General features: G+C 60.4%; 18 protein-coding genes and 2 pseudogenes. 16 read left to right on the top strand and 4 right to left on the bottom strand.

Translation table 11 applies throughout. The annotated features are described in order from the left end of the window. Positions 1–446: 446 nt before the first annotated feature. Together AWB69_RS36715 and AWB69_RS36710 are read right to left on the bottom strand one after the other, a co-directional pair. Positions 447–908, bottom strand: a complete 462-nt coding sequence (locus AWB69_RS36715) for a RidA family protein (RefSeq protein WP_062091690.1) — start codon at positions 906–908, stop codon at positions 447–449. Between the two features lie 23 nt (positions 909–931). Beyond that, positions 932–2,023, bottom strand: coding sequence for a porin (locus tag AWB69_RS36710; protein ID WP_062091689.1), 1,092 nt, complete (start codon positions 2,021–2,023; stop codon positions 932–934). 206 nt (positions 2,024–2,229) lie between these two features. On the opposite strand from AWB69_RS36710, the gene AWB69_RS36705 reads away from it, so the two are divergent. Next, the gene (locus tag AWB69_RS36705) at positions 2,230–3,246 is read left to right on the top strand and encodes a helix-turn-helix domain-containing protein (protein WP_062091688.1); all 1,017 of its coding nucleotides are present in this window, start codon (positions 2,230–2,232) and stop codon (positions 3,244–3,246) included. 88 nt (positions 3,247–3,334) lie between these two features. Here the strand turns inward: AWB69_RS36705 and AWB69_RS36700 are convergent, their stop codons facing one another. After that, entirely contained in the window at positions 3,335–4,441 is a 1,107-nt protein-coding gene (locus AWB69_RS36700; protein ID WP_156529091.1) for an alpha/beta hydrolase, read from the bottom strand. A gap of 119 nt (positions 4,442–4,560) precedes the next feature. On the opposite strand from AWB69_RS36700, the gene AWB69_RS36695 reads away from it, so the two are divergent. The 15 genes and pseudogenes from AWB69_RS36695 to AWB69_RS49865 all read left to right on the top strand — a co-directional run. Next, positions 4,561–5,487: a LysR family transcriptional regulator gene (locus AWB69_RS36695; RefSeq protein WP_062091686.1), complete on the top strand. Its 927-nt coding sequence runs from the start codon at positions 4,561–4,563 to the stop codon at positions 5,485–5,487. Between the two features lie 122 nt (positions 5,488–5,609). Continuing rightward, positions 5,610–6,965, top strand: a complete 1,356-nt coding sequence (locus tag AWB69_RS36690; RefSeq protein ID WP_062091685.1) for an MFS transporter — start codon at positions 5,610–5,612, stop codon at positions 6,963–6,965. A gap of 53 nt (positions 6,966–7,018) precedes the next feature. Then, positions 7,019–8,113: a M14 family metallopeptidase gene (locus AWB69_RS36685; protein WP_062091684.1), complete on the top strand. Its 1,095-nt coding sequence runs from the start codon at positions 7,019–7,021 to the stop codon at positions 8,111–8,113. A gap of 665 nt (positions 8,114–8,778) precedes the next feature. Then, positions 8,779–10,023: a ribulose-bisphosphate carboxylase large subunit family protein gene (locus AWB69_RS36680; protein WP_062091683.1), complete on the top strand. Its 1,245-nt coding sequence runs from the start codon at positions 8,779–8,781 to the stop codon at positions 10,021–10,023. A 5-nt stretch (positions 10,024–10,028) separates the two neighbouring features. Further along, a complete protein-coding gene (locus tag AWB69_RS36675; RefSeq protein WP_062091682.1) occupies positions 10,029–11,405 on the top strand; it encodes a four-carbon acid sugar kinase family protein in 1,377 nt (458 codons plus the stop codon). 73 nt (positions 11,406–11,478) lie between these two features. Further along, a complete protein-coding gene (locus AWB69_RS36670) occupies positions 11,479–12,261 on the top strand; it encodes a phytanoyl-CoA dioxygenase family protein (RefSeq protein WP_062091681.1) in 783 nt (260 codons plus the stop codon). Positions 12,262–12,317: 56 nt separating this feature from the next. Then, a complete protein-coding gene (locus tag AWB69_RS36665) occupies positions 12,318–13,364 on the top strand; it encodes a TRAP transporter substrate-binding protein (protein ID WP_082913751.1) in 1,047 nt (348 codons plus the stop codon). A 38-nt stretch (positions 13,365–13,402) separates the two neighbouring features. Further along, entirely contained in the window at positions 13,403–15,271 is a 1,869-nt protein-coding gene (locus AWB69_RS36660; protein WP_062091680.1) for a TRAP transporter large permease, read from the top strand. Between the two features lie 30 nt (positions 15,272–15,301). Continuing rightward, positions 15,302–16,189: a MurR/RpiR family transcriptional regulator gene (locus tag AWB69_RS36655; RefSeq protein WP_062091679.1), complete on the top strand. Its 888-nt coding sequence runs from the start codon at positions 15,302–15,304 to the stop codon at positions 16,187–16,189. A gap of 302 nt (positions 16,190–16,491) precedes the next feature. Beyond that, entirely contained in the window at positions 16,492–17,385 is an 894-nt protein-coding gene (locus tag AWB69_RS36650; protein ID WP_062091678.1) for a LysR substrate-binding domain-containing protein, read from the top strand. Positions 17,386–17,676: 291 nt separating this feature from the next. Then, positions 17,677–18,546 (top strand): TauD/TfdA dioxygenase family protein, encoded by an 870-nt coding sequence (locus AWB69_RS36645; RefSeq protein WP_062091677.1) that lies wholly within the window; start codon positions 17,677–17,679, stop codon positions 18,544–18,546. 117 nt (positions 18,547–18,663) lie between these two features. Continuing rightward, positions 18,664–20,001: an MFS transporter gene (locus AWB69_RS36640; protein WP_062091676.1), complete on the top strand. Its 1,338-nt coding sequence runs from the start codon at positions 18,664–18,666 to the stop codon at positions 19,999–20,001. A 43-nt stretch (positions 20,002–20,044) separates the two neighbouring features. Beyond that, positions 20,045–21,769 (top strand): thiamine pyrophosphate-binding protein, encoded by a 1,725-nt coding sequence (locus tag AWB69_RS36635; RefSeq protein ID WP_156529090.1) that lies wholly within the window; start codon positions 20,045–20,047, stop codon positions 21,767–21,769. Positions 21,770–21,849: 80 nt separating this feature from the next. After that, positions 21,850–22,653 carry an SDR family oxidoreductase gene (locus tag AWB69_RS36630; protein WP_062091675.1) on the top strand — a complete coding sequence of 268 codons (804 nt, stop codon included), beginning with the start codon at positions 21,850–21,852 and terminating at the stop codon, positions 22,651–22,653. Between the two features lie 107 nt (positions 22,654–22,760). Continuing rightward, positions 22,761–23,075 (top strand): annotated as a pseudogene (locus tag AWB69_RS49865) (IS6 family transposase); the annotation flags it as partial. A gap of 386 nt (positions 23,076–23,461) precedes the next feature. Here the strand turns inward: AWB69_RS49865 and AWB69_RS36625 are convergent. Beyond that, positions 23,462–23,866, bottom strand: a pseudogene (locus AWB69_RS36625) (IS6 family transposase); the annotation flags it as partial. Positions 23,867–24,781 lie beyond the last annotated feature (915 nt).

The raw sequence follows: 24,781 nt of genomic DNA, 5'->3' as shown, positions 1-24,781 counted from the left end.
CGGTGGCGAAATGGCTCTTGAGATGTCGACAGTGGTTCTACGTGAATCGCTACCTATCTGTTCGCCACGTATGGCCAGACGCTGCCCATTTCGATCTATATTGCGGCGACGGGGTTGTTGAGCCTGGTGTGCGCGTTTTTCCTCGCCGAGACTTTCAAGCGGGATCTGTCAATGAGCCGGAAGACGAAGCGGCCGCAGCGCTGGCCGCATCCTCTGCCGCGCTGAGCGCAAATCGATCCGGCTGTAATGCCGTGTATGATCTGGCCGTTTGAGGCGCCGGAGCGGCGGCCTGCGCGAGGCGGTCGGCGAGTCGCTAACGCGGGTTGAATGGACACCTCGTTTTTTTTTGGCGCGTTGCGGTCTTTTCATGGTGTGAACAAGGTGCGCGTTAATGCGCTGCAGAGAATAAACGCGCACCTTGTTCATCCCCCATTAACGTTGCGAGATTAGTCCCGCAGTACAAATATGCTATCGATCTCAACAGTCAGGCCCATTGGCAACGTATAAACGCCCAGCGCACTACGCGCGGGCAAATTGGGTCCGCCGAACAGGTGAAGCAGGACGTCGCTTGCGCCGTTGGCTACCTTGTAGTGCTCCGCAAAAGACGCGTTGCCCCGGACATACACCGTGAGTCGCAGACATCGTTCGATGTTCTCAAGACCATGAGACTCGTCAATGGAAGCAAGGATCATAAGCATTGTGCGTTGAGCCGCTCGTTGCGCTTCTTCCAAGCTGATGTCGTCACCAACAATCCCGACGATGGGCGCGCCATTTTCAATGGGGCCCAGTCCGGACACGTGCAGCAATTTGCCATATGTGGTGACGGTTTGGTATGTGCCGAGCGGACTCATCGGCGATGGCAACGCAAGTCTTAGTTGTTCAAGACGTTGTGAAAGTGTTGGGTTCATTTTTTCCGTTTATAAAAAGAAGCCTAGAACTTCGTCCGGATACCAATTCGCAGGGCTAACTGTTTATCATTCGATGATGCGCCTGCTTCGTCATAAGAACCGGGCGTACCGATAATGCCCGCAGCGCCCACCAATGCCGCCGGCGTATTGCCGCTGTACGATTTCTCATACGTACCGCTGACGTAGACGTCTGTGCGCTTGGAGAGCGCGTAATCCAGGATGCCGGCCCATATGCCCCATCGGCCCTGTGTGTATACCGCATGCGTATAGCCAAATGCGCTGAGGAGCGCCGGCGACAGGTGGTACAGGGCGCCTGCCTCGTACGCGGTCGCTGTCGATGTCGCACCGTTGGCTTCGCCCGCGAATTTCGCGTGCCTGATCGAAGAAAGCAGGCTTGCCGCTCCGATGTCGTATTTGATGGAGAACTCGAGATTCTTTTGGGAGTTTGCACCAAATGCCGTCTCTGCAACGCTACCACCCGTACCGTTGATATTCATGTAGCCAGCAGCGACAGTCAGATTGCGATGGTCATAGCGCAATCCGAAGTTAGTCATGCGGGGTGCACCGATACCACCACCGAAATGGCCGGCCTGATTGCTGAACGCAAACATGGCGCCGAATTTAAACCCATAAAAAACGGGGCTGTAGTATTTTGCTGCGTTGCTTACTGATTCTCCGGCTGTTCGGTCTGCATCGACGGGTATCGTGTTGTACAGGCCTACATAAGGTCCCAGGGTCTGGTACCCCACCAGTTCCGACATCGGATCATACTGGCGGCCGATTGTCAGGCGGCCCCAACTCGCGTCTTCAAAGCCAATAAAAGCTTGTCGTCCGAATATTGCACCGGATCCCATTGCGCCGGTATTCACATTGAAACCATTCTCCAGCTGGAAGATAGTGGACAGCCCACCGCCTAGATCTTCAACGCCTCTAAAGCCGAAGCGGTCGCCCTGCATGATGCCGGTGTCGACGACATAGTTTGCGTGGCCCTTTTGATTGCTGATGTACGTCAGGCCATTGTCGATGATGCCGTAAAGCGTCGTGCTGCTTTGTGCGTAACTGCCGCTCGAGAACAACGACATCAAGCACGGTAACGCGAATTGTTTGAGCTTCAAGTGTGCGACTCCAGCTGTTTTTGTGAGGGGTGCTCGCCTCGGGCTCCTTGCCGTCGCGAGATCTTTCGAAAGACGCGGTGGTCTTGCCAGCGTGGTGCAACGATATCGCTATTATTTTTGTCGTTCTTGCCGGGTTCTGAACCAGGCCTGTAACATGCGCGAAATCAGCGCTTTACCTACGCGAAGACAAGGGAAGGGGGTCAATCGTGTTGACGATCAGTGCGCAAGATATTCCGTTGAGGGCAGTTCCCGCAGGCGCCGTCAACGCCGACACGACAGACCGGGAAGACTGGTGCTCCATGCTGAGTCAGGCGATCATGCCGGCCTATAGTGTCAGACCGGTGTCCCCGCGGTTCCAGGCCAGCATTCGTGGCCGGCGACTGCCCGGCGGTGGCCTCATCGCGCAAATCGACACGTCCGCCCAGGAGTGGTTTCGCATGGGCCATGCTTCTGTAATCCGCCAGACGGATTCGTTCGTTGCGGTGATGCCGTGTGCCGGCGCCGTATCCATTACGCAGCAGGGACGATGCGTATCGTCACAGCCGGGAGAGATCATTTTCGGTCGCTCAATCTGTTCGAGTTCGGTCCTGAACCGCTTTGACGAAGGCGCGAGCGTCTACTATCTGCGGCTGCCGTTCTCGAGATTTCCCGTTCCCACCAGTCGTAAAAGCGAAGTCTTTATCGAACATTCTTCGGGCGACGACGCCGTGTCCGAGATCTTCATGGGTTGGCTGGCATCGGTGATGAGTCGTATCGACGACGTTCCGGGCACGTCATTGCCGCGGGTCGAGCGCGCGCTTTTCGAGGTGGCCGTGCATCTCTATGAGCGGCGCGCGGATAGGGAAAGCGCGTCGGTTAGTGCGCTGCAATTGCGATATCGCCAGTTACTGGACTTTATCGATCTCTCGCTGAACGATCCCAGCCTTTCCGTGAGCGCGTGCGCGAGGGCGCTCGGCATGTCGTCGCGCTATGTGCACAAGTTGTTCGCCGAGCATGGTCACCTGTATGCCGACTACGTGATGCGCAACCGGCTCGAGCGCATTCGCGAGGACTTGCTGAACGGGGCGTATCGCGGCGACGGTATTTCCACCATCTGCTATCGCTGGGGTTTTAACGACGCCGCACACTTCAGCCGGGTCTTCAAGGAGCGTTATGGCATGACGCCCAGCGCGTTCAGAAACGCGATGCCTGCGAGTGATCTTCGTCACCTACGCGGTAGCTAGCGGCGCCAGCGTATGAGCGCGCGGCACTGCGGGTCATCATGCGCTGCACCGACGCGACCGCCATTGACTACCACCTGAGATGGTGCGCTCAAGCGGAGGTGCAGGCGTTGTGGACGAAGCTAGCTACTTTCTGGTTGGCGATATGTGCTAGCTCGCAGTCGAAGAGAGAGAAGCCGTGGAATGCGCCGGGGTACACCGCGAGTTCAGCGGCGTTCGTGTAGGAGAGCCAGCGGGCGTGCATGAAAAGGCTATCGTCCAGTACCGGGTCCGTTGTACCGGCGGAGAACAGGGCTGGCGGCAGGTCATGCAACGAATAACAAAGGGGCGATACTTCCGGATCGTTGCGTAGCCCTTCCGGAACGAAACGCTCCATGAGGGTGCGAAAACTGCGTCGCCCGACGAAGCCATTGTCACTGAGCATCACGCTCGGCGTGCCGCGCAAATCGTACGTGCCCTGGAATAGATTGAGTCCCGCGAGTCCGGCGTAGCTGTGCCGATCACGCAGTCTCAACGCGGCGCTGACCGAAAGATAGGCGCCGGCTGATTCGCCGCCGATCACGATCCGCTCAACGCCGAATTCTCCGGCACACGAGCGCACCAGCCAGAATGCGGCCGCTTCCGCGTCGGCGACAGCGGCAGGATACGGGTGTTCCGGGGCGAGCCGGTAGTCGACGCTCAGAACGATGACTTGTGCATCGTGCGCCAGCCGGTTGAGCATCGCATCTTGGCCCCGTGCCGAACCGGTGCAGAACCCGCCACCATGCAAGTGGAGGTAGACGCCAGCCGGTGAGGCGCTGTTCGACGGGATGAACTTGCGGATGAGGATTGGTCCGCCGGGGCCATCGATCGAAAAATTCTCGGCGTTGAGCGGCAAGTCGTTGGTTCCGAGTTCCAGCAATCCGCTGCCCGGCCCGCGCGAGCGCTCTATGTCCAGCGACAGTTCCCAGCGCGCCGGGGCATCACTGAACTTTTTCGCAATTTTGTCGGCCAGGGCGCGGATCTCATCGTCTACCGCTGCGAGCTCGAAGCGTTGCGGCGATAGGTCAAAACTTTGTGGCATGCATTTGTCCTTGTTCGGAAGTTCGGAAAGCGGAAGCGAGCAATGGCTGCTGGTGAAACAAGACCGGCGCGGGGCGCACGGGACCTCTGAGAACAATACGATGACTTTGGCGCAACGGCTTGCCGTGAACTGCACGCGGCTATAACGACAGGGAATGCCATGGAATCCGTCTTGCAGCGCATAAAGTGCTCGAGTGCGCCATCGACGATATTTAGCGCGTATCCTGACGTTCGATAAACGAGACGGCGCTCACGATGAAACCCAATCAGCTACGTACTTTTCTTGCTGTTGTCGAACAGCAGAGCATCCGCGGCGCCGCGCGCCTTCTCAGCGTTTCGCAGCCGGCGGTGACCAACGCCATGCGTGAATTGGAGGCTGACCTGGGGGTCGTCCTGCTGGAGCGCAGCGTCTCGGGCGTCCGGCTTACGCCCTACGGGCAGGCGTTCGAACCGCGCGCGCGCTTCCTGCTCTCGGAGATGCGGCGTACCCGCGAGGAACTCGATGAGATCCGCGAAGGCAATGTGGGCCGCGTCTCGCTGGCGGCTTCCACGTCGGTAGCGCTGACCCTGCTGCCGAGCGCGTTTCGCGAATTTCGCAGCTTGTCTCCCGGCATCGACGTGCGCCTGAGCGAGGCTTCGCTGCCCACCTCGCTAGCCAAGTTGCGTGACGGAAGTGTGGATATCATCGTGTCGCAAATGATGGAGCCTTCGCAAAGCGAGTTCCATATCACGCCACTGTACTCGAGTCCGCTGGTCGTGGCGGTGCGCTCAGGGCATTCGCTGGCCAGAAGCCGCAGCTTGCGTGAGCTCAGTGACGCGGAATGGCTGCTGCCCTACGACAGGGAGACGGCGCCGCATTTGCTTGAACTACTGTTCGCAGCCCAAGGTGCGACGCTGCCCAAACGCATCGTGCAATGCACGTCGACGGCGATGGGTCTGCGGCTGGTCGGTACCCAGGATCTGATCGGCGTGTTCCTCGAAACGTTGGCCCAAACGGAATTCAAGCACTACGGTATCAAGCGGCTCAAACTGAGAGAGCCGTTGCAGGCGCTAGTGATTTGCATTATCACTCGCCGCGACAGCCAACTCACGCCGGCAGCGCAGCGATTCTTCGACTGCATCAGGCGGCAAGCGCTGCTGGCGCCGGTCTCATCGCCGGACGCCGCAAGCCTCGTGTCCTGAAGCGCCAGCGATTGCTTATCGCCGCCAACAAATTCTTGTCTTTTCCGTGGATTTTGGCGCTCATACGATCATCGCTGGTCAATCGCAGCGCTCGGCAATCACAACGTATAAGGCAGGGATTTATGGCTTCGTCCGACATCGAAGGGAAAAAGCGTTTAAGCAAAAACAAGGCTATTGCCGCGATCACAATCGGCAATGCATTGGAATTCTTTGATTTCACCGTCTACGGGTTTATGACCAGCGTGATCGGGAAAATCTTTTTCCCGTCGATGAGCGCCTATAACCAGCTACTGCTGACCGTCGCGTCCTTTGGCGTTGGGTTCTTGATGCGGCCGCTGGGAGGGATTGTGATCGGCGCGTATGCGGACCGTGCCGGACGTAAGAAAGCAATGGGCCTGACTATCACGCTGATGGCACTGGGTTGCGTGATGATGGCCTTTGCGCCGACGCCAGCTCAGACCGGCATTAGTGCTCCTCTCATCATCGTCGCCGCACGCTTGATCCAAGGCTTTTCCGCCGGCGGTGAAGTGGGCGCATCGACTACGCTGCTGGTCGAATATGCCAGCGCTAATGAGCGCGCTTACATGGGCAGCTGGCAAATTGCCAGCCAGGGCCTCGGTGTGATGGTCGGCGCGCTCTTCTCCGGGCTACTGGTCACGGTGCTTTCGCCTACGGCGCTGCAAAGCTGGGGCTGGCGCTTGCCTTTCGTGGCCGGTTTGCTCATAGCGCCGGTCGGCATGTTTATCCGCCGCCAACTGGACGAATCCGGTACCGTCTCGGTCGAGCGAGCGGGCCGCCGGGACAGCCCTCTCAAGCTGGTTTTGCGTGACCACTGGCAGTCAGTCGTGCTGGCCAGCTTGATGTTCATTTCCGGCACGGTCGGAGTCTACGTCATCGCCTTCTACATGCCGACGTTTGCAGCGAGAGAACTGGGTTTGCCGGTTCAGGTGGGCCTCTGGGCGGGCGTGCTATTCGGTGCCGTAAATTTTGTGCTGGCACCGTACTCAGGGCGGCTCGCAGATCGCTTCGGCCGCAAGCCCGTTATCGTCTGGTCGCGCGTCCTGCTGATCATGGTGCTCTTTCCCGGCTTTCACTGGTTGCTCGCCGTACCAAGTCCGGCCCGGCTATATACGTTGGTCGGCGTGCTCAGCGTGCTCGCAACGACCCAGACACCGGCCCTGCTGGTGATGTTGACCGAGATGTTTCCGAAGGAAGTGCGGGCCACCGGCCTGTCGTTCGTCTACAGCACGGTAGTGGCTGTATTCAGCGGCTTCTCGCCGTTTGTGGTGACGTGGCTGGTCCATCAATCGGGCAACAAGCTGGCGCCTGCCTGGTATTTGCTGGGGATCACGGTGATCTCCGCCATTGTGATGCTGTGGATACGCGACCGTACGGGTGAGACGCTCGACGCCGCAGACGGGGCTGATGCGATCGAGCACGGCTCCAAGTCGCAAGGACGTAAAACCGGTATTGCCTGAATAGACAATTGCCAGAATCGATAACCTTCCTAACAAACGACAGGAATCCTAATATGACGAGAGCCGTGCATTATTTCTCCGACAGCTACGCGCATGCGCGCCGGCAGTTTCGCGACGCCGCGAAGCTACGTGGCGCCGCCATCGAAAGCTACATACTGGAAGGTCACCGCGGCATTGCCGGCGAGGAACTGGCGACCGACGTGGTTCGCATCGGTGCGGACGACGCACCCAATTTGCTTGTCATCACATCGGCGACCCACGGGGTAGAGGGCTATTGTGGTTCGGGCTGCCAGGTTGCGCTGCTGCACGACGACGAGTTGCTGGAACGATTAAAGCCAGCCGGCGTCGCGGTGCTGTTGGTGCACGCTATCAACCCCTATGGCTTCTCTTACTGGCATCGTACCAACGAAGACAACATCGACGTCAACCGCAACTTCATCGATTTCGACAAAGATGCGCCGGTCAATGTCCGCTACGCTGAGCTTGAGGCGCACCTGATTCCCGCCGCTTGGCCGCCTTCGGCCGAAAACGAAGCCTTCCTGACAGACTACGCGGCTAGGCAGGGCCATGCTATCTATGCGAATGCGGTCGGCGGAGGCCAGTATAGTTCGGCGACGGGCATGTTTCACGGCGGAACTTTTCAGACATGGAGCAATCGCACGGCGCGCCGTATTCTTCGCCAGTATGGCGCAGCCGCTGAGCGACTCGGCTGGATCGACGTCCATACGGGCCTGGGTCCGAGCGGTCATTGCGAAAAGGTCTTTGTCGGTGACATGTCGGAATATGAGCGGGCCCGCGCCTGGTGGGGCGCCGATGTGTTTGCTCCGCTCAAGGGAGACTCCGTGATGTTCGAAATAGAAGGTCCGTTGGTAAGTATTCCGAAGCAGGAATGTCCTGACGCAGAGTCGACTACCATCGCGCTCGAGTACGGCACCATTCCCTTCGAAGAAATGCTCACCGGGCTGCGCGGTGACCATTGGCTGCGCCGCCATCCGGACGCAGACGAGGCGCTCAAGGTTGGTATCAAGCGAGGCATTCTTGATGGGTTCTACACTAACGACGATGAATGGAAAGCCTCGGTACTAGCGCAGTTCCGCGTGGCAGTCCTCCAAGCGGTGCAAGGTTTGCAGGACCGCACCCGGGGCTAAGGTTCGAGAAACGGCTTCGGATGGCCTCGGCGTGCCCACTGGTTCGACGCCGAGGCCAATTATTTTCGGACGACGCCATCGCTAGCGCGTCAAACGGATGCAACCGCAGACCAGGCTGCCAAAAGCCTACTTAGCTAACAACTGGTTGCGGGTTTTCCGATGGGGCCAAATTTGTCTGCGAGCATCGTTGGGACTCGGTTTTGACGCTGTTCGCAGCCGAACCACGACCGTCGGGTGCCGGTGATTTTCATCGACCGGCGCGTTGCGGACGATGCCAGCGCTTGGTCAGTCTGTGGTAGTCACTTCGTAATGGGGCGCGACGTAGCGTTATGTTTACTCGAACGCGGCTATCGGTGCTTCGCATTTATGCAGGGAGTCCAACACTTCCATCATCACGGAGCGACAGGCGGGATTCCTCGCCGGGCTCGCAGAGGCCCGGCTGCGTCGTCAGGAGATCATGGCCGAGACCTCGTTTGCGTCCTTAGCAGCATTCGTCTTCTCGGCATGGCGAAAGGACTGCGCACTGTTCGAAGTTGCTATGAAGACAATAGCGCTATTGGCAGAGTCCGTGCATACCCTAAGCCGTTAGAATAAAATTAAATTTTCTTTGACTTGCGAAAAGAAATAATATTTCATGGAGGCATTACTAAAACACGGAGACTGCTGTGTCACACCGATTTGCTGCCACCTACCTGATCGAAACGTCGCTGAACCCGCAAGACGCAGCTGCTGAAATGGCGGGTGAGTCGTCGACCGCCACGTTTGTCGCCATCCCTGGCGAACGAGCGTCGATTGCAGAACGTCACGGCGCGCGAATCGACGCGATTCAGGAGCTCGAGACTCCACCGGTTGGCTCGAACCGCTCGGCCGCGGCGATCCGCCGCTGCCATGTGACCCTGTCGTGGCCGCTTGAAAACACGGGTACGTCCCTGCCGAACATGCTCGCCACGGCGGCAGGCAATATCTTCGACGTGCAGTCGGTCAGCGCGCTGCGTCTCGTCGACATCCACTTGCCCGCCGTCCTTGCGGACGCCTATGCGGGACCGCAGTTCGGCGTGGAGGGGACGCGGCGCATGGCGCAGGTGGTTGACGGGCCGCTTATCGGAACCATCGTCAAGCCGAGCGTCGGCCTGACGCCTCAAGAGACGGCAGAGCTGGTGGGGCGTCTTGCCGAAGGCGGCATCGACTTCATCAAGGATGATGAGCTCATGGCGGACCCGCCTCATTGCCCGTTCGACAAGCGAGTGGACGCTGTCCTCGATGTGCTACGCCGTTACACGCAGCGCACGGGGCGCGAGGTGATGTACGCGTTCAATATCACTGGTGAAATGGATGACATGCTGCGCCGCCACGACAAAGTGCTCGCATCGGGTGGCAACTGCGTGATGGTCAGTCTTAACTGGATCGGCTTGCCGGCGCTCGCGTATCTGCGGCGGCATTCACAGTTGCCCATTCACGGACACCGCAACGGTTTCGGCACGATGAGCCGCTCGCCGGAATTCGGCGTCGATTTCCAGGCCTGGCACAAGTTCTTCCGTATCGCGGGCGCCGATCACATTCATGTGAACGGGCTCGACAACAAGTTCTACGAGTCGAATGAATCGGTGGCGCGCTCCGCGCAGGCCTGCGTTTCCCCAGTCTTTGCCGACGGTGGCCCGGCGTGGCCCGTCGTGCCGGTGTTTTCGTCGAAGCAGACTGTCTGGCAGGCCCTCGATACTTACCGCGTCATGAAGTCGACGGATCTGATCTACGCCTGCGGCGGTGGCATCCTTGGCCACCCGGACGGTATCGCGGCAGGAGTGGACAGCATTAGGGCGGCGTGGACGGCGGCGATCGAAGGCGTGTCCCTGGACGAATATGCGCGTGCACGACCATCGCTGGCACGTGCACTCGGCGCGTTCGCGGCCTGAGCGTCATGCGGGTAACCTCAACCCAGGAACGACTGGACGGCGCTCCATTCGCTTTCTACGGCGACGACTTCACCGGCGCAGCAGCCAACCTTCTCGAATTCCATCGCAAAGGGATGCGCGGGATGTTGTTCGTGCAGACGCCGAGCCGGGAACTTTGGGCGCAGGCAACCAAAGATCTCGATGTGGCGGGAGTAGCCGGCATCGCCCGTTCGCTGCCGCCGCCGGCGATGGTGGCTGAGATCAGACCGGCTTTCGAATTGTTCAAGGCGGCGGGCGCCCGCATCGTGCAATACAAGATTTGCGCGACCTTCGATTCATCGCCGGCTCAAGGCAGTTTCGGCGCCGTGCTGGAACTCGCGCAGCAATGCTTCGGATCGCAAAACGTGCCTATCGTTGCGGCGCATCCGAATTTCGGCCGCTACACCGCATTCGGTAATCACTTTGCGGCGTATCGCGGCGACGTATACCGGCTCGACCGGCATCCGAGCATGGCCAGCCATCCTGCAACGCCAATGCACGAGGCCGACCTGCGAACGCATCTCGCGCGGCAGACCACTTTGCCTGTCGGACTGTGTGACTTCACTATGTTGCGCAGTAAGTCCATCGACGAACTTGTCGCGCGGCTTGCCGAGCACGGCGCGATGACGGCCACGGTATTCGATGCTCTGGAAGATGCCGACCTGCGCAAGATCGCTCACGCCATCTGGGACGCGTCCGCACATCGGCCAATGTTCACGCTGGCGTCGCATGGACTGGCGGCTGGGCTTGCCGCGCATCTTGGCGAGGAGCCGGCCGCAGGCGCGCAGGGTACGCCGCAACGCCCGGTTGACAGCATCGTGGTGTTGTCCGGCAGCTGTACACCTCATACGGCTGCGCAAATCGATTATGCCAAGGCACAAGGCTGGCGCACGGTGCGACTGTCGCTGGAAGAACTTGCCGCGCGCGGCGAAGATGAATTTGCCGACATGCTCGCGTTGGATGTATGCGAATCGCTGGCCCGCAAGCAAAGCATTGTGATTTATACGGCAGCCGGTCCCGATGACGCGACCCTCCGCGCGGGAAGCACCGTGTTCGAGCGGATGCGGGCGGAGTCGTCAGCCGTGATTGGCGGTCTGTACGGCACGGTGCTGCGTCGCGTTGCAGCTCGGCGGCGTCTATCTCGCTTCGTGGTTGCGGGTGGCGATACCTCCAGCCAGACCATGCGCCGCCTGGGCATCGACGCGCTCAGTGTGGACGCGATCAACCCCGAATCGCAGGACGCGTTAATGCATATCCACGCCGCCGATCCCGCGCTGAACGGCGCGCAGGTGCTGCTCAAAGCCGGCCAGAACGGCGCCGACAATCATTTCGTGCTGGCCCGTGAGGGGCGGCAATGGCGCTGAACATCTGGCATCGGCGCTGCGTGCAGCGAGTTAAGAAACCGGGCGTCAACGCCCGCCAACAGGAGACATTGCAATGAAACTCACCCAGGCGCAGATCGACCAATACAACGATAGCGGCTTCCTGGTCCTGCCCGACGTGTTTTCGGCCGGCGAAGTGGACGTACTGCGGCGAGAGGCTGCCGACATCACGCAGGTGCAGCGCCCGGAGATCTGGCGCGAGAAGAACGGCGCGCCGCGCACGGCTTTCGGCTGCCATAAGTATAGCGACGTATTTCGCACGCTGTCGTTCGATGCACGACTAGTACAGCCGGTGGAGCAACTGATCGGGGAGTCGCTTTACATCCATCAGTTCAAGGTGAATCCGAAGGTTGCCTTCGACGGCGACACGTTCCCGTGGCATCAGGACTTCGTCACGTGGCATGAGGACGACGGCATGCCGGAAGCGCGTGCGATGAACATTGCCATCTTCCTTGATGACGTATTCACGACAAACGGCGCGCTGATGTTTGTGCCGGGCAGTCACAAGCTTGGCATGATCCCGACGTCGCCCAAGGAAAACAACCGTCGCTGGATGGACCTCGGGCGCGTGGAAGAGATCGTTCGTACCGGCAGCGATATCGAAGTGGCAACCGGACGCGCGGGCAGCGTGCTGATGTTTCATGGCAACGCGGTGCATGGGTCAGCAGGCAACATGACACCCCTGCCGCGCCGCATCGTCTATGTGACCTACAGCGCGGTATCCAACGCGATCCGTAAGCCCACGCGACCCGAGTTCATCGCGCACCAGACATTCGAGCCAGTGCATGCCGTGCCGCCCGATGCGTTTGCGGAGTATGCAAACAGCCTACATGGCTGACGGCCCGAACGCGACACCTTCATAACAAAGCGCCTCAGGCGCATCAGGAGACGACGATGGACCAGCACACGAAGTATCCCGTCGACGCAAGGCGGCGTTTGATGCTCAAAGCAAGCGTGGCCGGCGGTGTGACGGCGGGTTTCGCTGCCATCCTGCCGCGCGGAGTTCGCGCAGCAGAATTTACGTACAAGTTCGCTACTGCGCTCGATGCGCAGCATCCGCTGAACCTGCGCGCGAGCGAGGCGCTCGAACGAATCCGCGCAGCGACGAACGGGCGTGTGGATATCCGGCTATTCCCGGCCAACCAGCTCGGCTCCGATGCCGACACGCTGTCGCAGACGCGTAGCGGCGCCGTGGAATTCATGACGCTCGGGCACGGCAATCTGGGCAATTACGTCAAGTCCTCAGGGATCGCGAGCGTCGGTTTCGCGTTCACGAATTACGACCAGGTCTGGAAGGCGATGGACGGCCCACTGGGCGCAAAGATTCGCGACGACATCAGCCGCACCGGCCGTATCGTCGCGGTCGGCGGCTTGTGGGACAACGGCTTCAGGCAGGTGACGTCGTCGTCGCGACCGGTGCGTACGCCTGCCGATCTCGCGGGTCTGAAGCTGCGTGTGCCCCCGAACCCGGCCTACACCGCGCTGTTCAACGCCCTTGGCGCAGGGCCGACGCCGCTCAACTACAACGAGCTCTACAGCGCGTTGCAGACCCGGGTGGTCGACGGTCAGGAAAACCCGCTAGCGCTTATCAATACGGGCAAGTTCTACGAAGTGCAGAAATACTGCGGCCTCACGAACCATATCTGGGACGGCTTCTGGACGCTTGCCAACCAAGACGCGTGGAACCGGTTGCCGCCAGATCTGCAGAAGATCGTGGCGGCGGAACTGGCGCGCTCCGTGCAGGAACAGCGCACGGATATTGCCGCGCTCAGCAAGAGTCTCCAGGCGGATTTGTCGAAGAAAGGGCTGCAGTTCTCCCAAGTCGATCCCGCCGCATTCCGCAGCGCGCTCGCGAAGACGCGGTTCTACGCCGACATGCAGGAAAAATTCGGCAACGAGAACTGGTCGCTGCTTGAACAGGCGGTCGGCAAGCTGGGGTGACGTTCGTCACGCACGCGGATGGAGCACAGGAGACACCGATGGAAACCGATATAACCCGAACCGTGCCGTGTCCGGCGCCGGTAGACAATGTGATAGCGAGACTGGAAGGCGCCTTGATATGGACGGTCGAGGCGGTCGCCGCGATGCTCGTGCTTGGTGAGGTCGTGCTGCTTTTCAGCGGCGTAGTCTCGCGCTACGCGCTGCATCGGCCGCTCGACTGGTCGGACGAACTGGCGTCGCTGCTGTTCCTGTGGCTCGCCATGTTGGGCGCTGTGATCGCGTTCTGGCGCGGCAACCATATGCGCATGACGGCGCTCGTGGACCGCGTAAGCCCGGCCACGCGCGCGTTCTTCGATGTCTTCGCGATTGCGGCGTCGCTCGGCTTCCTGCTGCTGATCCTTAAGCCAGCGTTCGGGTACGCGTATCACGAAGCCGATGTCACGACTCCGGCGCTGGAACTGTCCTCGTTGTGGCGCGCGGCCGCCATGCCGGCGGGCGCCGCGTTGATGGCGCTGTCAGCGCTGCTGCAACTGATTCGCGTGGCGAACTGGCGCATGGTGCTGTCGGCCGTGTTGCTGGTGGCGGCCATCGGTACGGTCCTCGGGCTGGCGCAGCCGTTGCTCCTGCAGCTCGGGAACTACAACCTTGTGGTCTTCTTTGTCGGCATTGTGACGCTGACCGTGCTGGCGGGCGTGCCGATCGCATTCGCGTTCGGCCTGGCAACGTTCAGCTACCTTGCGCTGACGACGTCCATACCGCTCACCGTGGTGGTGGGGCGGATGGACGAGGGCATGTCGCACGTGATGTTGCTAGCGGTCCCGCTCTTCGTATTCGTGGGACAGTTGATGGAGATGACCGGCATCGCGCGCGCGATGGTTGCGTTCCTCGCCAACCTGCTCGGGCACGTGCGCGGTGGCTTGTCGTATGTACTGATCGGCGCGATGTATTTGTTGTCGGGAATTTCGGGATCGAAGGCCGCGGACATGGCCGCGGTCGCGCCCGTCCTGTTTCCAGAAATGCAAAAGCGCGGCTCCGACCCAGGCGATCTCACCGCGCTGCTCGCCGCGACCGGCGCTCAGACGGAGACTGTGCCGCCAGGCATCGTGCTGATCACCATCGGCTCGGTGACGGGGGTGTCGATCACTTCGCTCTTCATTGGCGGCCTGCTGCCGGCGGTAACGCTCGGACTGGCGCTATGCGGGGTGGTTTGGCTGCGCAGTCGCAAGGAGGCGAAGGTGCACGGAGCGCGGGCAGCATGGCGGGTGATCGGCCGCAGCTTCGTTGCAGCGCTGCCGGCGCTCCTGCTGCCCCTCGTGATTCGCACGGCGGTTGTGGAGGGGGTGGCAACGGCAACTGAAGTCTCGACCATCGGCGTGGTGTATGCCGCGCTGGTCGGGCTCCTGATATATCGCCAGTTCGACTGGCGCAGGCTCAAACCCATGCTCGTCGACACGTCCGCGCTCTCAGGCTCGATTCTGCTCATCATCGGTACCGCGACCAGCATGGCGTGGGCGCTCACGCAGTCCGGTTTCTCGCAGGACCTTGCTTACGCGATGTCGCATCTGCCGGGGGGTGCGCCGGCCTTCATGCTTGTTTCCGTGATCGCGTTCATTGTGCTGGGCAGCGTCCTGGAAGGCATCCCCGCCATTGTGCTGTTCGGGCCGCTGCTCTTTCCTGTCGCGCGAATGCTGGGTGTCAACGAGGTCCAGTACGCGATGGTGGTGGTCCTGGCGATGGGAGTGGGTTTGTTCGCGCCGCCTTTCGGAGTGGGATACTACATGGCATGCGCAATCGGGCGTGTCGACCCATCGCTCGCGATGCGACGCATCTGGGGCTATCTTGGAGCGCTGATCGTTGGCCTCGCCGTCGTAGCAGCGGTGCCCTGGGTATCAACGGTGTTCCTGTAACGCTTGCCAACCATTAAGACGCCTGAATCCATGACCTCTGCCAACGGAACCCTCGCGGTGATACGCGAGCGCCTGCCCGAACTGAATCCCGCGCTGCGGCGGATCGGCACGTACATCGTGCGCTCGCCCGCGCAGGCCAAATCGATGACCATTCGCGAGATGGCGGAGAAATGCGGCGTGTCTGAGGCTACGGTGACGCGTTTTGTCAAAGAGTTCAGTCTCGATAGCTTCCAGCAGATGAAAATCTCGTTGGCCGAGGAGCTATCGCGCCGGCGCGAACAGCTGCCGGCGAGCGAGACGCGCGAGATCTACGACCATATCAAGCCGGGAGACTCCCTCGACATCGTCATGCGCAAGGTGCACGGCGCGTTACGCGAGACGCTCGACCAAACCATGGCAAAGCTGCGGCCGGAGGTGGTGGCGCAAGTCGTGGAGGCACTGAGCGCCTGCGAATATGTCGTTTTCTTCGCGACCGGTACCTCTGCACTGGCAGCGGAAAACGGCGTGGTGCGCTTTTTTCGGGTCGGCAAAAAGTGTATCTTTTATCGCGATCAAAGCATCCAGCAGTTTGCGTCGATCAATCTCGATTCGAAATGTGTGGTGTTCGGTATCAGCAATTCGGGACGTACCAAGACGACCGTGCGCGCGTTGCAGGTCGCGCGCGAACAGGGCGCTCATACTATCTGCATCACGTCGTTTCCATCATCGCCCATCACGCGCTACGCCGATATTTCGCTCATCACTGCGGAGCAGGCGGACGCTATCGACCGGCCCGAAGCGCCTGAATCCACGACCGCTAAGATTGGGCAAATAGCCGTTTTGGATGTGCTGTATTCGGCATACGCCGTTCACCATCATCAAGACGCGCTACATGTGCTCGCTGAAACCGATCGTTACGTCGAGGAAGGGAAAGTTTAGCGATTGCAATGCCGTTCGCGAGAGTCGTAATTTAGGCACTGCCAACTCTGTCTGAGAGCGCATAACTTATCGTTCGCGATTCGTCGAGGATCGATCAAGATATAACGAAGCAGGAGGTACGCAGCATCGTAGCGGTAGTGGCACTGCTGGGTGCGGTGCCTGTGCCAGCGCCGCCATGCCGACCAGGCCGACTCGTACTCAAATGAAGTGAGCACCGCACCATAAGAGGCGGCACAGTAGCCGTAGCGTTGTTATAAGGGTCTCTGCCGTCATACGGCACGATGCGCCTTAGGAGAGTCACAATGAACTGGAACCTGCCGTCACTGGCTGCGCTGCGCATCCTGGAGGCGTCGGCGCGACACGGCAGTTTTACACGTGCGGCGCGCGAACTTCATGTTACCCAGAGCGCGGTGAGCCGCCAGATTCACCTCCTCGAGGAATCTCTGAACGTCCGGCTCTTCGAGCGCTCGCAGCAGCGCATTACGCTCACCCCCGCCGGCGCCGAATATCTGGATAAAATCCGCGGCCCGCTGGATCAACTCCAGAAGGCGACGCTCGAACTCGTCACTGGAGAGAGCAGTGCTGGCGTTCTCAACGTAGCGACGCCGCCCGCGTTCGGCATGCGCTGGCTGGTCCCCCGGCTGCCTCGCTTTCAGCGGCTCCATCCCGAGATCGTCATCAGTCTTGTCACCCGTAACGCGGTCTTCGATTTCTCGACGGAAGAGATCGATGCCGCTTTTCATTACGGTAACGACGACTGGCCGAATGTAGCGTCCATGCTGCTGACGGGCGACAAACTCGTGCTGGTGGCCGCGCGATCGTATCTAGGTCGCATCGCGCCGATCCGGTGCCCAGCGGATGTGGTGAACGCCGTGAAGCTGCAGCCGATACGGCGGCCCAACCTGTGGCGCGACTGGTTGGCCGCGGCGGATGTCGATGAGCCGAATCCGTGGGCGGGGCCGCGCTTCGAACACTATTACCTGATCGTCGAGGCCGCCGTGGCTGGCCTTGGACTGGCCATCCTTCCGCGCGTGATCGTGGCCGACGACTTGGAGCTCGGCCGGCTCTTGAATCCACTGGACGTAGAGTTCGACAGCACGGACTGCTATCGCCTGGTGTATCCGCCGAGCAATGAGAATGACGTCAAGCTATGCGCATTTCGCAACTGGCTCAAGACGGAATCGGCAGGTCCGTAAAAGCTGTGTTTTCCTGACTATCCACTTCGAAACCGGTGTCGAGTCTGAACGATCGTCATGCGCTTCACGCTAGTCAGGACACGATCCGCTGAGTCCGATGAAGGCCATGACGAATCGTCATGGCGTGACAACTTTATATCGTTTGCTGCGTCCCGACTGTCCACTGAAAATCAGATAACGGACTGGCTCAGATATTCAGATGCCGGTTCGCTCGACATCCACAACAGGTCGAATCCGCGGGGCTGCGTGGTCATTTAGAAGACCGCCGCGCGATTTATCGAAGGAGACAGTATGACAATCACGGTACGCCGCATAGGGCCGGGCTTTGCCGCCGAAATTTCCGGTGTGGATCTTTCGACACCATTGTCGGAGGACAACTGGGAGCGCATCTACCAGGCGTTTCTGGAACACAAGGTTATTGCTTTTCACGATCAGGCGTTGTCAGCGGCCGAGTTTCACAAATTTGGCGAGCGCTTCGGAACGATCGAACCGCACACGGTGGAGATGTATCGCCATGCGGAACGCCCCGGCATCACGCTTCTTTCCAACCGCACCGAACTCGGCAGGCCGAAAGGCATCAAGGACGCGGGTTCGCACTGGCATTCGGACTACTCGTACAAGGCCGTGCCGGCTAAGGCGACCATGCTGTATGCGCTTGAAACGCCCGATGAGGGCGGCGACACGCTGTTCGGCGATCTCGCCGCGGCCTACCAGGCACTTCCCAAGGCTACGAAGGCAAGCCTTCATGGTCTGCAGGCGCGGCATCACTACCGCTGGGACGAGAACCGTAACCATCCCGAAGGTCGCTGGCGCTTACTCACTCAGACCGAACGTGACCAGACGCCCGAAGTGGTGCATCCCGTTGTGCGTCGCCATCCCGAGACCGGCGAGCTATCGATTTTCGTATTCCCGGGCCTGACTTCCGGCGTGAAGGGCATCGTGGGCAAGGCGCCAGGCGAGAGCCGTGCACTGTTGCAGGGGCTCTATGAGCACTGCGATCAAGCCGCTTTTCACTTCCGCTACAAGTGGCGCAAGGGCGATGTCCTCGTCTGGGACAACCGCGCGACGATGCATTGCGCCACGACTGACAAGCTGGCACCGGACCAGTTCCGCTCGATGTGGCGTATCAACACGACGGGAACGGCGCCTGTTCCGGGCTGACCGAGGGTGGCGCCTTTGTACCAGACCGGGCGGCGCGTCTTCGACGCCGATCTGCCCGGCCACTACAAGAAACCAGAGACGACCGGCGGACCCCACGGCCGCCCAGGAGACAACGCAATGAGTCTGAGTCCCACGCAGGCCATCCCTGCACAGGCGTCGCAGCGACGCGACGAGCCGCAGAAGTTCCAGATCTCAACGGTATGGACGGCTTTCTTCGGCTTTTTCATCGACGTCTACGACCTATATCTCCCGGTGATGATCCTGGCGCCGGCGTACCTGTATTTCAAGCCGCCTCAGCTCGTATCGCCGCTGCTGGATTCCTTCATCTTCGCGGCGGCCTTGCTCGGGCGTCCGGCGGGCGCGTTGTTCTTCGGCTATTTCGCCGATCGCCTGGGCCGCAAGCGTGTGGCGTCGGTGACGATGGCCGGTGCGGGCGCAGCCGTCCTGCTGACCGCGTTTATGCCGGGCTATCAGAGCATCGGCATCGCGTCCATCGTCGGGCTGATCGTATTGCGCTTCCTGACCGGTTTTTTCGCGGGCGGCCAGTACACGGGCGCCGTGACCCTCGCTATGGAAACCTGTCCGAATTCACGACGCGGCTTCTATGGCGGCCTTATCGGATCGAGTTCGAATCTGTCGTTCATCGTGATGTCGCTGCTCGGGTTGCTGCTGTTCCATCTGCTGCCGCCCGCAGGACTTGACTCGCCCTACGTGCAATGGGGCTGGCGCATTCCCTTCGTGCTCGGCGCGGCACTCGCATTCGGGTTTCGCAATTACATGACGCGGCACGTGGAGGAGTCGCGGCGCTGGCTGGCATCCGGTGGAGGCAGAACGTCGTTCGCCGCACTCTTCACCGGCGTGCAGGTCGGCAGTCTCGTGCAGGGCTTCGTGCTGATGAACGGCTTGTGGCTCTCCTACATGGTTCCGGCCGTGATCGTTCCAAGTCTGCTGCGTACTATCGTCAAGCTGAGCGCCATGCAAGTGACGACGATCATGCTCTTGGCGAGCGCAATCGCCTTCTTCGGGTTCGTTCTGGGCGGCGTTGTCAGCGACAGGATCGGACGGCGCGCGGCGTTTCTATCGCAGGGAATCGCGGCAACCGTCATCGCGCCCGTCCTTGTATATGCACTGGTTAGGCTTCCAGGCGATCAACTGGTCCTTGCCGGCGCGCTGGAATCGATCTCCTTCTTCCTGGTCGGACTGGTCTGGGGCTCCGGTCCGCACAGTTACCTCAACGAACGGTTTCATACCGGTAACCGTTCGGCGGGCTACGGCATTGCGTTCAGCTTCGCGATCATCCTGCCCTCGTTTTTCGGCGTCTATCAGCACTGGCTGTCGGCAATTATGCCGATGCGAGACACAGCGCCGCTCTTGCTCGTGATCGGCGGCCTCGTGGTGGTGATCGCGGCGTTCATGGGGCCTGAAACACGCAAGACCAATTACGTGGACCAGTGACGCGCACGAAAGCGCGTGTATCGCGCGAACCCTGAAACGACGCATGACGGTTCATCATTCTTCGGAGGCTCTCTTGGATAGCAGGAAAAAAACTCGAACCGGTGGCGAAGTCCTGGTGGACGCACTGCGCATCAACGGCGTGGACCGGATCTTCTGCGTCCCGGGGGAGAGTTATCTCGCGGTGCTCGATGCGCTTCACGACGCGGGCGATGACGTCGACCTCGTCGTCTGCCGGCAGGAGGGCGGTGCCTCGTATATGGCGGAGGCCTACGGCAAGCTGATGGGCAAGCCAGGCATCTGTTTCGTCACACGGGGGCCGGGGGCCACCAATGCTTCGGTGGGCGTGCATACTGCGTTCCAGGATTCCACACCGATGATTCTCTTCATCGGGCAGGTAGCGCGCGAACAGTCGGATCGAGAGGCGTTCCAGGAAATCGACTATCGGCGCATGTTCGGCCAGCTCGCCAAGTGGGTCGTTCAGATCGACGATGCGACGAGGATTCCCGAACTCGTCGGGCAGGCGTTTCACCGCGCGGTGAATGGCCGGCCAGGCCCAGTGGTTGTCGCGTTACCGGAGGATATGTTGACCGATGCCGTTGATGTCGCCGATGCCCGCGCTTATACGCGGGTCGAAGCAAGCCCCGCCGATGCGCAGATGGAGCAGGTACGCGCGCTGCTCTCGGGTGCCGAACGGCCGCTGATGATCCTGGGCGGTGGCGGCTGGGACGCTGCTGCGGTGGACGATATCCGGCGCTTCGCGGCATTGTCCGACTTGCCCGTCGCAACGTCGTTTCGCTGCCAGGATCTCTTCGATAACACTCATCCGAACTACGCCGGTGACCTGGGGCCTGCTGCGGCGCCCTTGCTGATGCAGCGTATAAGGGACGCGGACGTGCTGCTGGTGGTGGGCGCACGCCTCGGTGAAATGACGACCGCCGGTTACACATTGGTGGACGTACCGGTTCCAAGGCAGCGTTTAATCCACGTGCATCCGGGCATCGACGAATTGGGACGCGTCTATCAGGCGGATGTTCCGATCAATAGCGGCATGAAAGCCTTCGCGGCGAAGGCATGTGCCCTGGGCCGGATCGAACGCGCGGCGTCAGTGTGGACCGAAGGCGCTCACGCCGATTACTTCGCGCATCTCTCGAACCGCGGCCAAGGGCCATCACCGGGTGCCGTACAGATGGCGGAAATCATGCAGTGGCTGCGTGGTCGTCTGCCCGCCGACGCCATTCTGACAAACGGTGCCGGCAACTATTCCGCGTGGTTGCATCGCTTCTATCAGTACCGGTCGTTTCGCTCCCAACTCGCACCGACCAATGGCTCGATGGGCTATGGAGTGCCAGCGGCGATCGCGGCAAAGCTCACGGCGCCACAACGCATGGTCGTGTGCTTTGCCGGCGATGGCTGCTTCCTGATGAACGGACAGGAACTGGCAACCGCCGTTCACTATCGCGCCAACGCAATCTTTATCGTCATGAACAACGGCATGTACGGGACCATTCGCATGCATCAGGAGCGAAGCTATCCGGGCCGGGTCAGTGGGACCGCGCTGACAAATCCGGACTTCGCGGTGCTGGCGAGCGCGTACGGGCTGCATGGCGAATGTGTCGATACCACGGCGGACTTCGCCCCGGCGTTCGAGCGTGCGGCTGCTTCTGGCCGGCCTTCGTTGATCGAGATCCGGGTCGATCCCGAAGCGCTCACGCCACGCATGAGCCTGACTGAAATAAGTGAGCAGGCTTTGGCGCAACTGGCGCGGTGAGACAAATGTACGCGGTGCCGGGCCAGCGTTAATTCACGGGCACCACATGCGATTTAATTCGACCTTGAGGGAGAGCTTTGATGGACTTTGGCTTGAGTGGCAAAACCGCACTTGTATGTGGCGCGAGCAAGGGACTCGGCTTGGCCTGCGCCCGCGCGCTTGCGGCAGAGGGCGTCGGTCTGGTTATCGTTGCGCGAGGTGCCGATGCGCTTCAGGATGCTGTCCGCGAGTTGCGCAGCCTCGGCTCCGGCGTGGTCGTCGCTGTCGCTAGCGACATAACGACGCCAGCCGGGCGACAGGATGCGCTGGCGGCCGCAGCGCAACTTCCGCGCGGCGCGCCGGGGCAATTCGATATCGTTGTCACGAATGCGGGCGGACCGCCGCCCGGCAACTTCCGGGACTGGAATATAGAGGACTGGATGCAGGCGATCAACGCGAACATGCTGAGTGCGATCGAATTGATCCGCGCTACAGTCGACGGCATGATCGAGCGCCGCTGGGGGCGTATTGTCAACATCACCAGCGCGGCGGTGAAGGCGCCGAACAGCTATCTGGGCTTATCGAATGGCGCGCGCTCGGGGCTGACCGGCTTCGTCGCGGGTGTCGCGCGTGAGGTCGCGCCGCATGGGGTGACGATCAACAATTTGCTGCCCGGCAGCTTCGATACCGACCGGTTGCGCGGCAATTTGCAAATCTTGGCGACGAAAACAGGAGTCTCCGTCGATGCGGCCCGCGAGGCACGTCTGCGCGAATTGCCACCCGGTCGATTCGGCCATCCGGACGAATTCGGCGCCGCGTGCGCATTCCTATGCAGCGTTCAGGCCGGCTATGTCAATGCACAGAACCTTCTGCTGGACGGCGGGGCGTATCCGGGAACGTTTTGAAAGTGAATGTCAAGAACGCTCTGTTCCCGTGGCAAACCGGGCGGTTTTGTCGCGTTAAGGCGGGAGGGTGTTGTCAAGTTATCCGGTTGACCGAGTAGGATGGCGCGGTGAAGAAATCGAAGTCGCTCTATCACGGTCACCGTTTCCCTGCCGGTGTCATCGGTTGCGCCGTGCGCTAGTATTTTCGCTTCCAGTTGAGCCTGCGCGACGTCGAAGTATTCCTCTTTGAGTGCAGCGTGATTGACGTACACCCCGAAGGAAGTCCCGTCGGGACCAGCCGATCCGGTACCGGTGTGACAAAGTCGGCGCGGGCTTTGCGAGCCGAGTGAAAGCGACCCGATGCAAGCCAAGCGGCACGTGGCATCACGACGAGATATTCGTACGTTGCGCGGTGAGCCTACCTGTTGTGGCGTGCGGTTGAGGTTGTCATGCTGCCGCAGAGGTCCGCTTGGATAGAGCGGAGAATGAATCGGAAGAGCGGGAAGTGGTCGCCCGCTATTTGGCGGCGACAATGATTGGGTCCAGTGTGAACGTGTTCGTCGCTGGCTTTATCGGGTCGCCCGCGATGAGCCTGATCCCGGGCGTCGAGCGGAACAACAAAGGTACAATGCAGGCCGATCTGGCGCGGGGGTTTGGCTACCGTTGCGGCAGAGGCTCGCGCAGAGGAAGGGCAGCGGGTGTTATACGGCGTGCGCCCCGAGCATTGCGCGATCGGTGCAATCGTTGCAAGCGACCTGCCGATGGAGATTGCTGGGTTTTGTCGCAGCAAGGCTCGCGGACGAAAGATGATCGATATGCAAAGTACTACTTACGTTGCCGGTTCGTAGAATTGATCGGCGGCGGATGGATGGGTTATGCGAGCGCACTTCATCTGTCCTTTGGCGATCATATGCATGGCTTCAATGCCGCCAAGAAGAATCCGGGCGCAGCGAAAAGTCTTGAACCCCAGCATGGATCGGGTGCGCCGCTTGATCGCCCGATGGTCCTGCTCGACGAGGTTGTTGAGATATTTAGACTGGCGCATCTTGATAGGCGCTTCACGATCAGCATTGATAGCTTCGAGTGCAGCGAGATTGGCACCGCTTTTGTCGATGGTCACCGTCTCGGGGACGCCGTTCTGAGCGATCGATTTCTCAAAGTAACGCCGGGCTGCAGTCTTGTCCCGATGGGCGCGCAGCAGGAAGTCGATGGTGTTGCCGTCCTTGTCGACGGCAGTAGAGTAAGAGGCAGGGCGTAGTCGAGCCATTTCCCTGCCTCTGCTCCCCGGTAGGGTCGAGCACTGGCGCGCACCCCCGGTAGGTGCCGGTGGTGATTCCACCGCTTTCGCGATGGCCCGCAGTCCGGTAACCATGGTCACGTTTCCAGCCCCGCCACGTCGAACGCAGCTTGCCGGTTTCCGGCACTACGCTCTCCTGTTTGCTTCACCCCAAGGGTTATGACACCTATCACGCTGGGGACGCTTTCGGCGCGGCAGTTCGACGAACCCGATAGACCCGCCGAAGTGGAATAGCCGTATCGGTCAGATTTCGGCTATCCATGCTGCCTTCACCTTTCCGGTTGCAGGCTCGGCCTTCGGAGTTTTTTTTCGAGGCCACTTCCACGTTCACTGTTGTTACGGCCCGATGACTCGCGCATTCCCCAAGGAAATGCACGTCGATAGGCTTCAAGGTCTTGGTTTCCCGCCACCCTGCTATCCAAGCTACGGGCCTTCTGACTCTTACCCCGGCAGGTCTGTCTCCTGCTGAACACGCCAGCCTTCGCTGGACACACAACCGGACGTGCACCTCTCAGCGCATGCGGCTCTCCATCCAGGAGTCGCTCAAAGCGAAGACAATCTACCGCAGGAGCCAGCGAGCATCCGTTGATCTCTACGCGGCATCTCATCAGTTTGCTTTGCATTTCAGTGATTATCAAAGGTCTTCACCTCACTACGGTCAGTTAATTAACCAAGCAAACCACTTCAACTGCCTCCCTTCGCCATGTAGCCGGCTTTCCCGACCTCGGACTACTACGGAGGCTCCGCCAGCCTGCACATCATCGGGGGCACACTCCCTTAAAGGCCAGTTCAAAAAGAGCTCGGAAGGGCTGTTTACTTTTCCACGAAACGGTTAACCTTGGATACCTGAAC

The sequence above is a fragment of the Caballeronia udeis genome, assembly GCF_001544555.2.
In the GTDB taxonomy this organism is placed as follows: domain Bacteria; phylum Pseudomonadota; class Gammaproteobacteria; order Burkholderiales; family Burkholderiaceae; genus Caballeronia; species Caballeronia udeis.
This window is presented reverse-complemented; position numbering and strand designations above follow the sequence as displayed.

Coding starts and splice junctions, on each gene's coding strand:
- AWB69_RS36715 (WP_062091690.1), bottom strand. CDS start 908: ATGAACCCAACACTTTCACAACGTCTTGAACAACTAAGACTTGCGTTG.
- AWB69_RS36695 (WP_062091686.1), top strand. CDS start 4,561: ATGAAACCCAATCAGCTACGTACTTTTCTTGCTGTTGTCGAACAGCAG.
- AWB69_RS36690 (WP_062091685.1), top strand. CDS start 5,610: ATGGCTTCGTCCGACATCGAAGGGAAAAAGCGTTTAAGCAAAAACAAG.
- AWB69_RS36685 (WP_062091684.1), top strand. CDS start 7,019: ATGACGAGAGCCGTGCATTATTTCTCCGACAGCTACGCGCATGCGCGC.
- AWB69_RS36675 (WP_062091682.1), top strand. CDS start 10,029: ATGCGGGTAACCTCAACCCAGGAACGACTGGACGGCGCTCCATTCGCT.
- AWB69_RS36670 (WP_062091681.1), top strand. CDS start 11,479: ATGAAACTCACCCAGGCGCAGATCGACCAATACAACGATAGCGGCTTC.
- AWB69_RS36665 (WP_082913751.1), top strand. CDS start 12,318: ATGGACCAGCACACGAAGTATCCCGTCGACGCAAGGCGGCGTTTGATG.
- AWB69_RS36660 (WP_062091680.1), top strand. CDS start 13,403: ATGGAAACCGATATAACCCGAACCGTGCCGTGTCCGGCGCCGGTAGAC.
- AWB69_RS36655 (WP_062091679.1), top strand. CDS start 15,302: ATGACCTCTGCCAACGGAACCCTCGCGGTGATACGCGAGCGCCTGCCC.
- AWB69_RS36650 (WP_062091678.1), top strand. CDS start 16,492: ATGAACTGGAACCTGCCGTCACTGGCTGCGCTGCGCATCCTGGAGGCG.
- AWB69_RS36645 (WP_062091677.1), top strand. CDS start 17,677: ATGACAATCACGGTACGCCGCATAGGGCCGGGCTTTGCCGCCGAAATT.
- AWB69_RS36640 (WP_062091676.1), top strand. CDS start 18,664: ATGAGTCTGAGTCCCACGCAGGCCATCCCTGCACAGGCGTCGCAGCGA.
- AWB69_RS36635 (WP_156529090.1), top strand. CDS start 20,045: ATGACGGTTCATCATTCTTCGGAGGCTCTCTTGGATAGCAGGAAAAAA.
- AWB69_RS36630 (WP_062091675.1), top strand. CDS start 21,850: ATGGACTTTGGCTTGAGTGGCAAAACCGCACTTGTATGTGGCGCGAGC.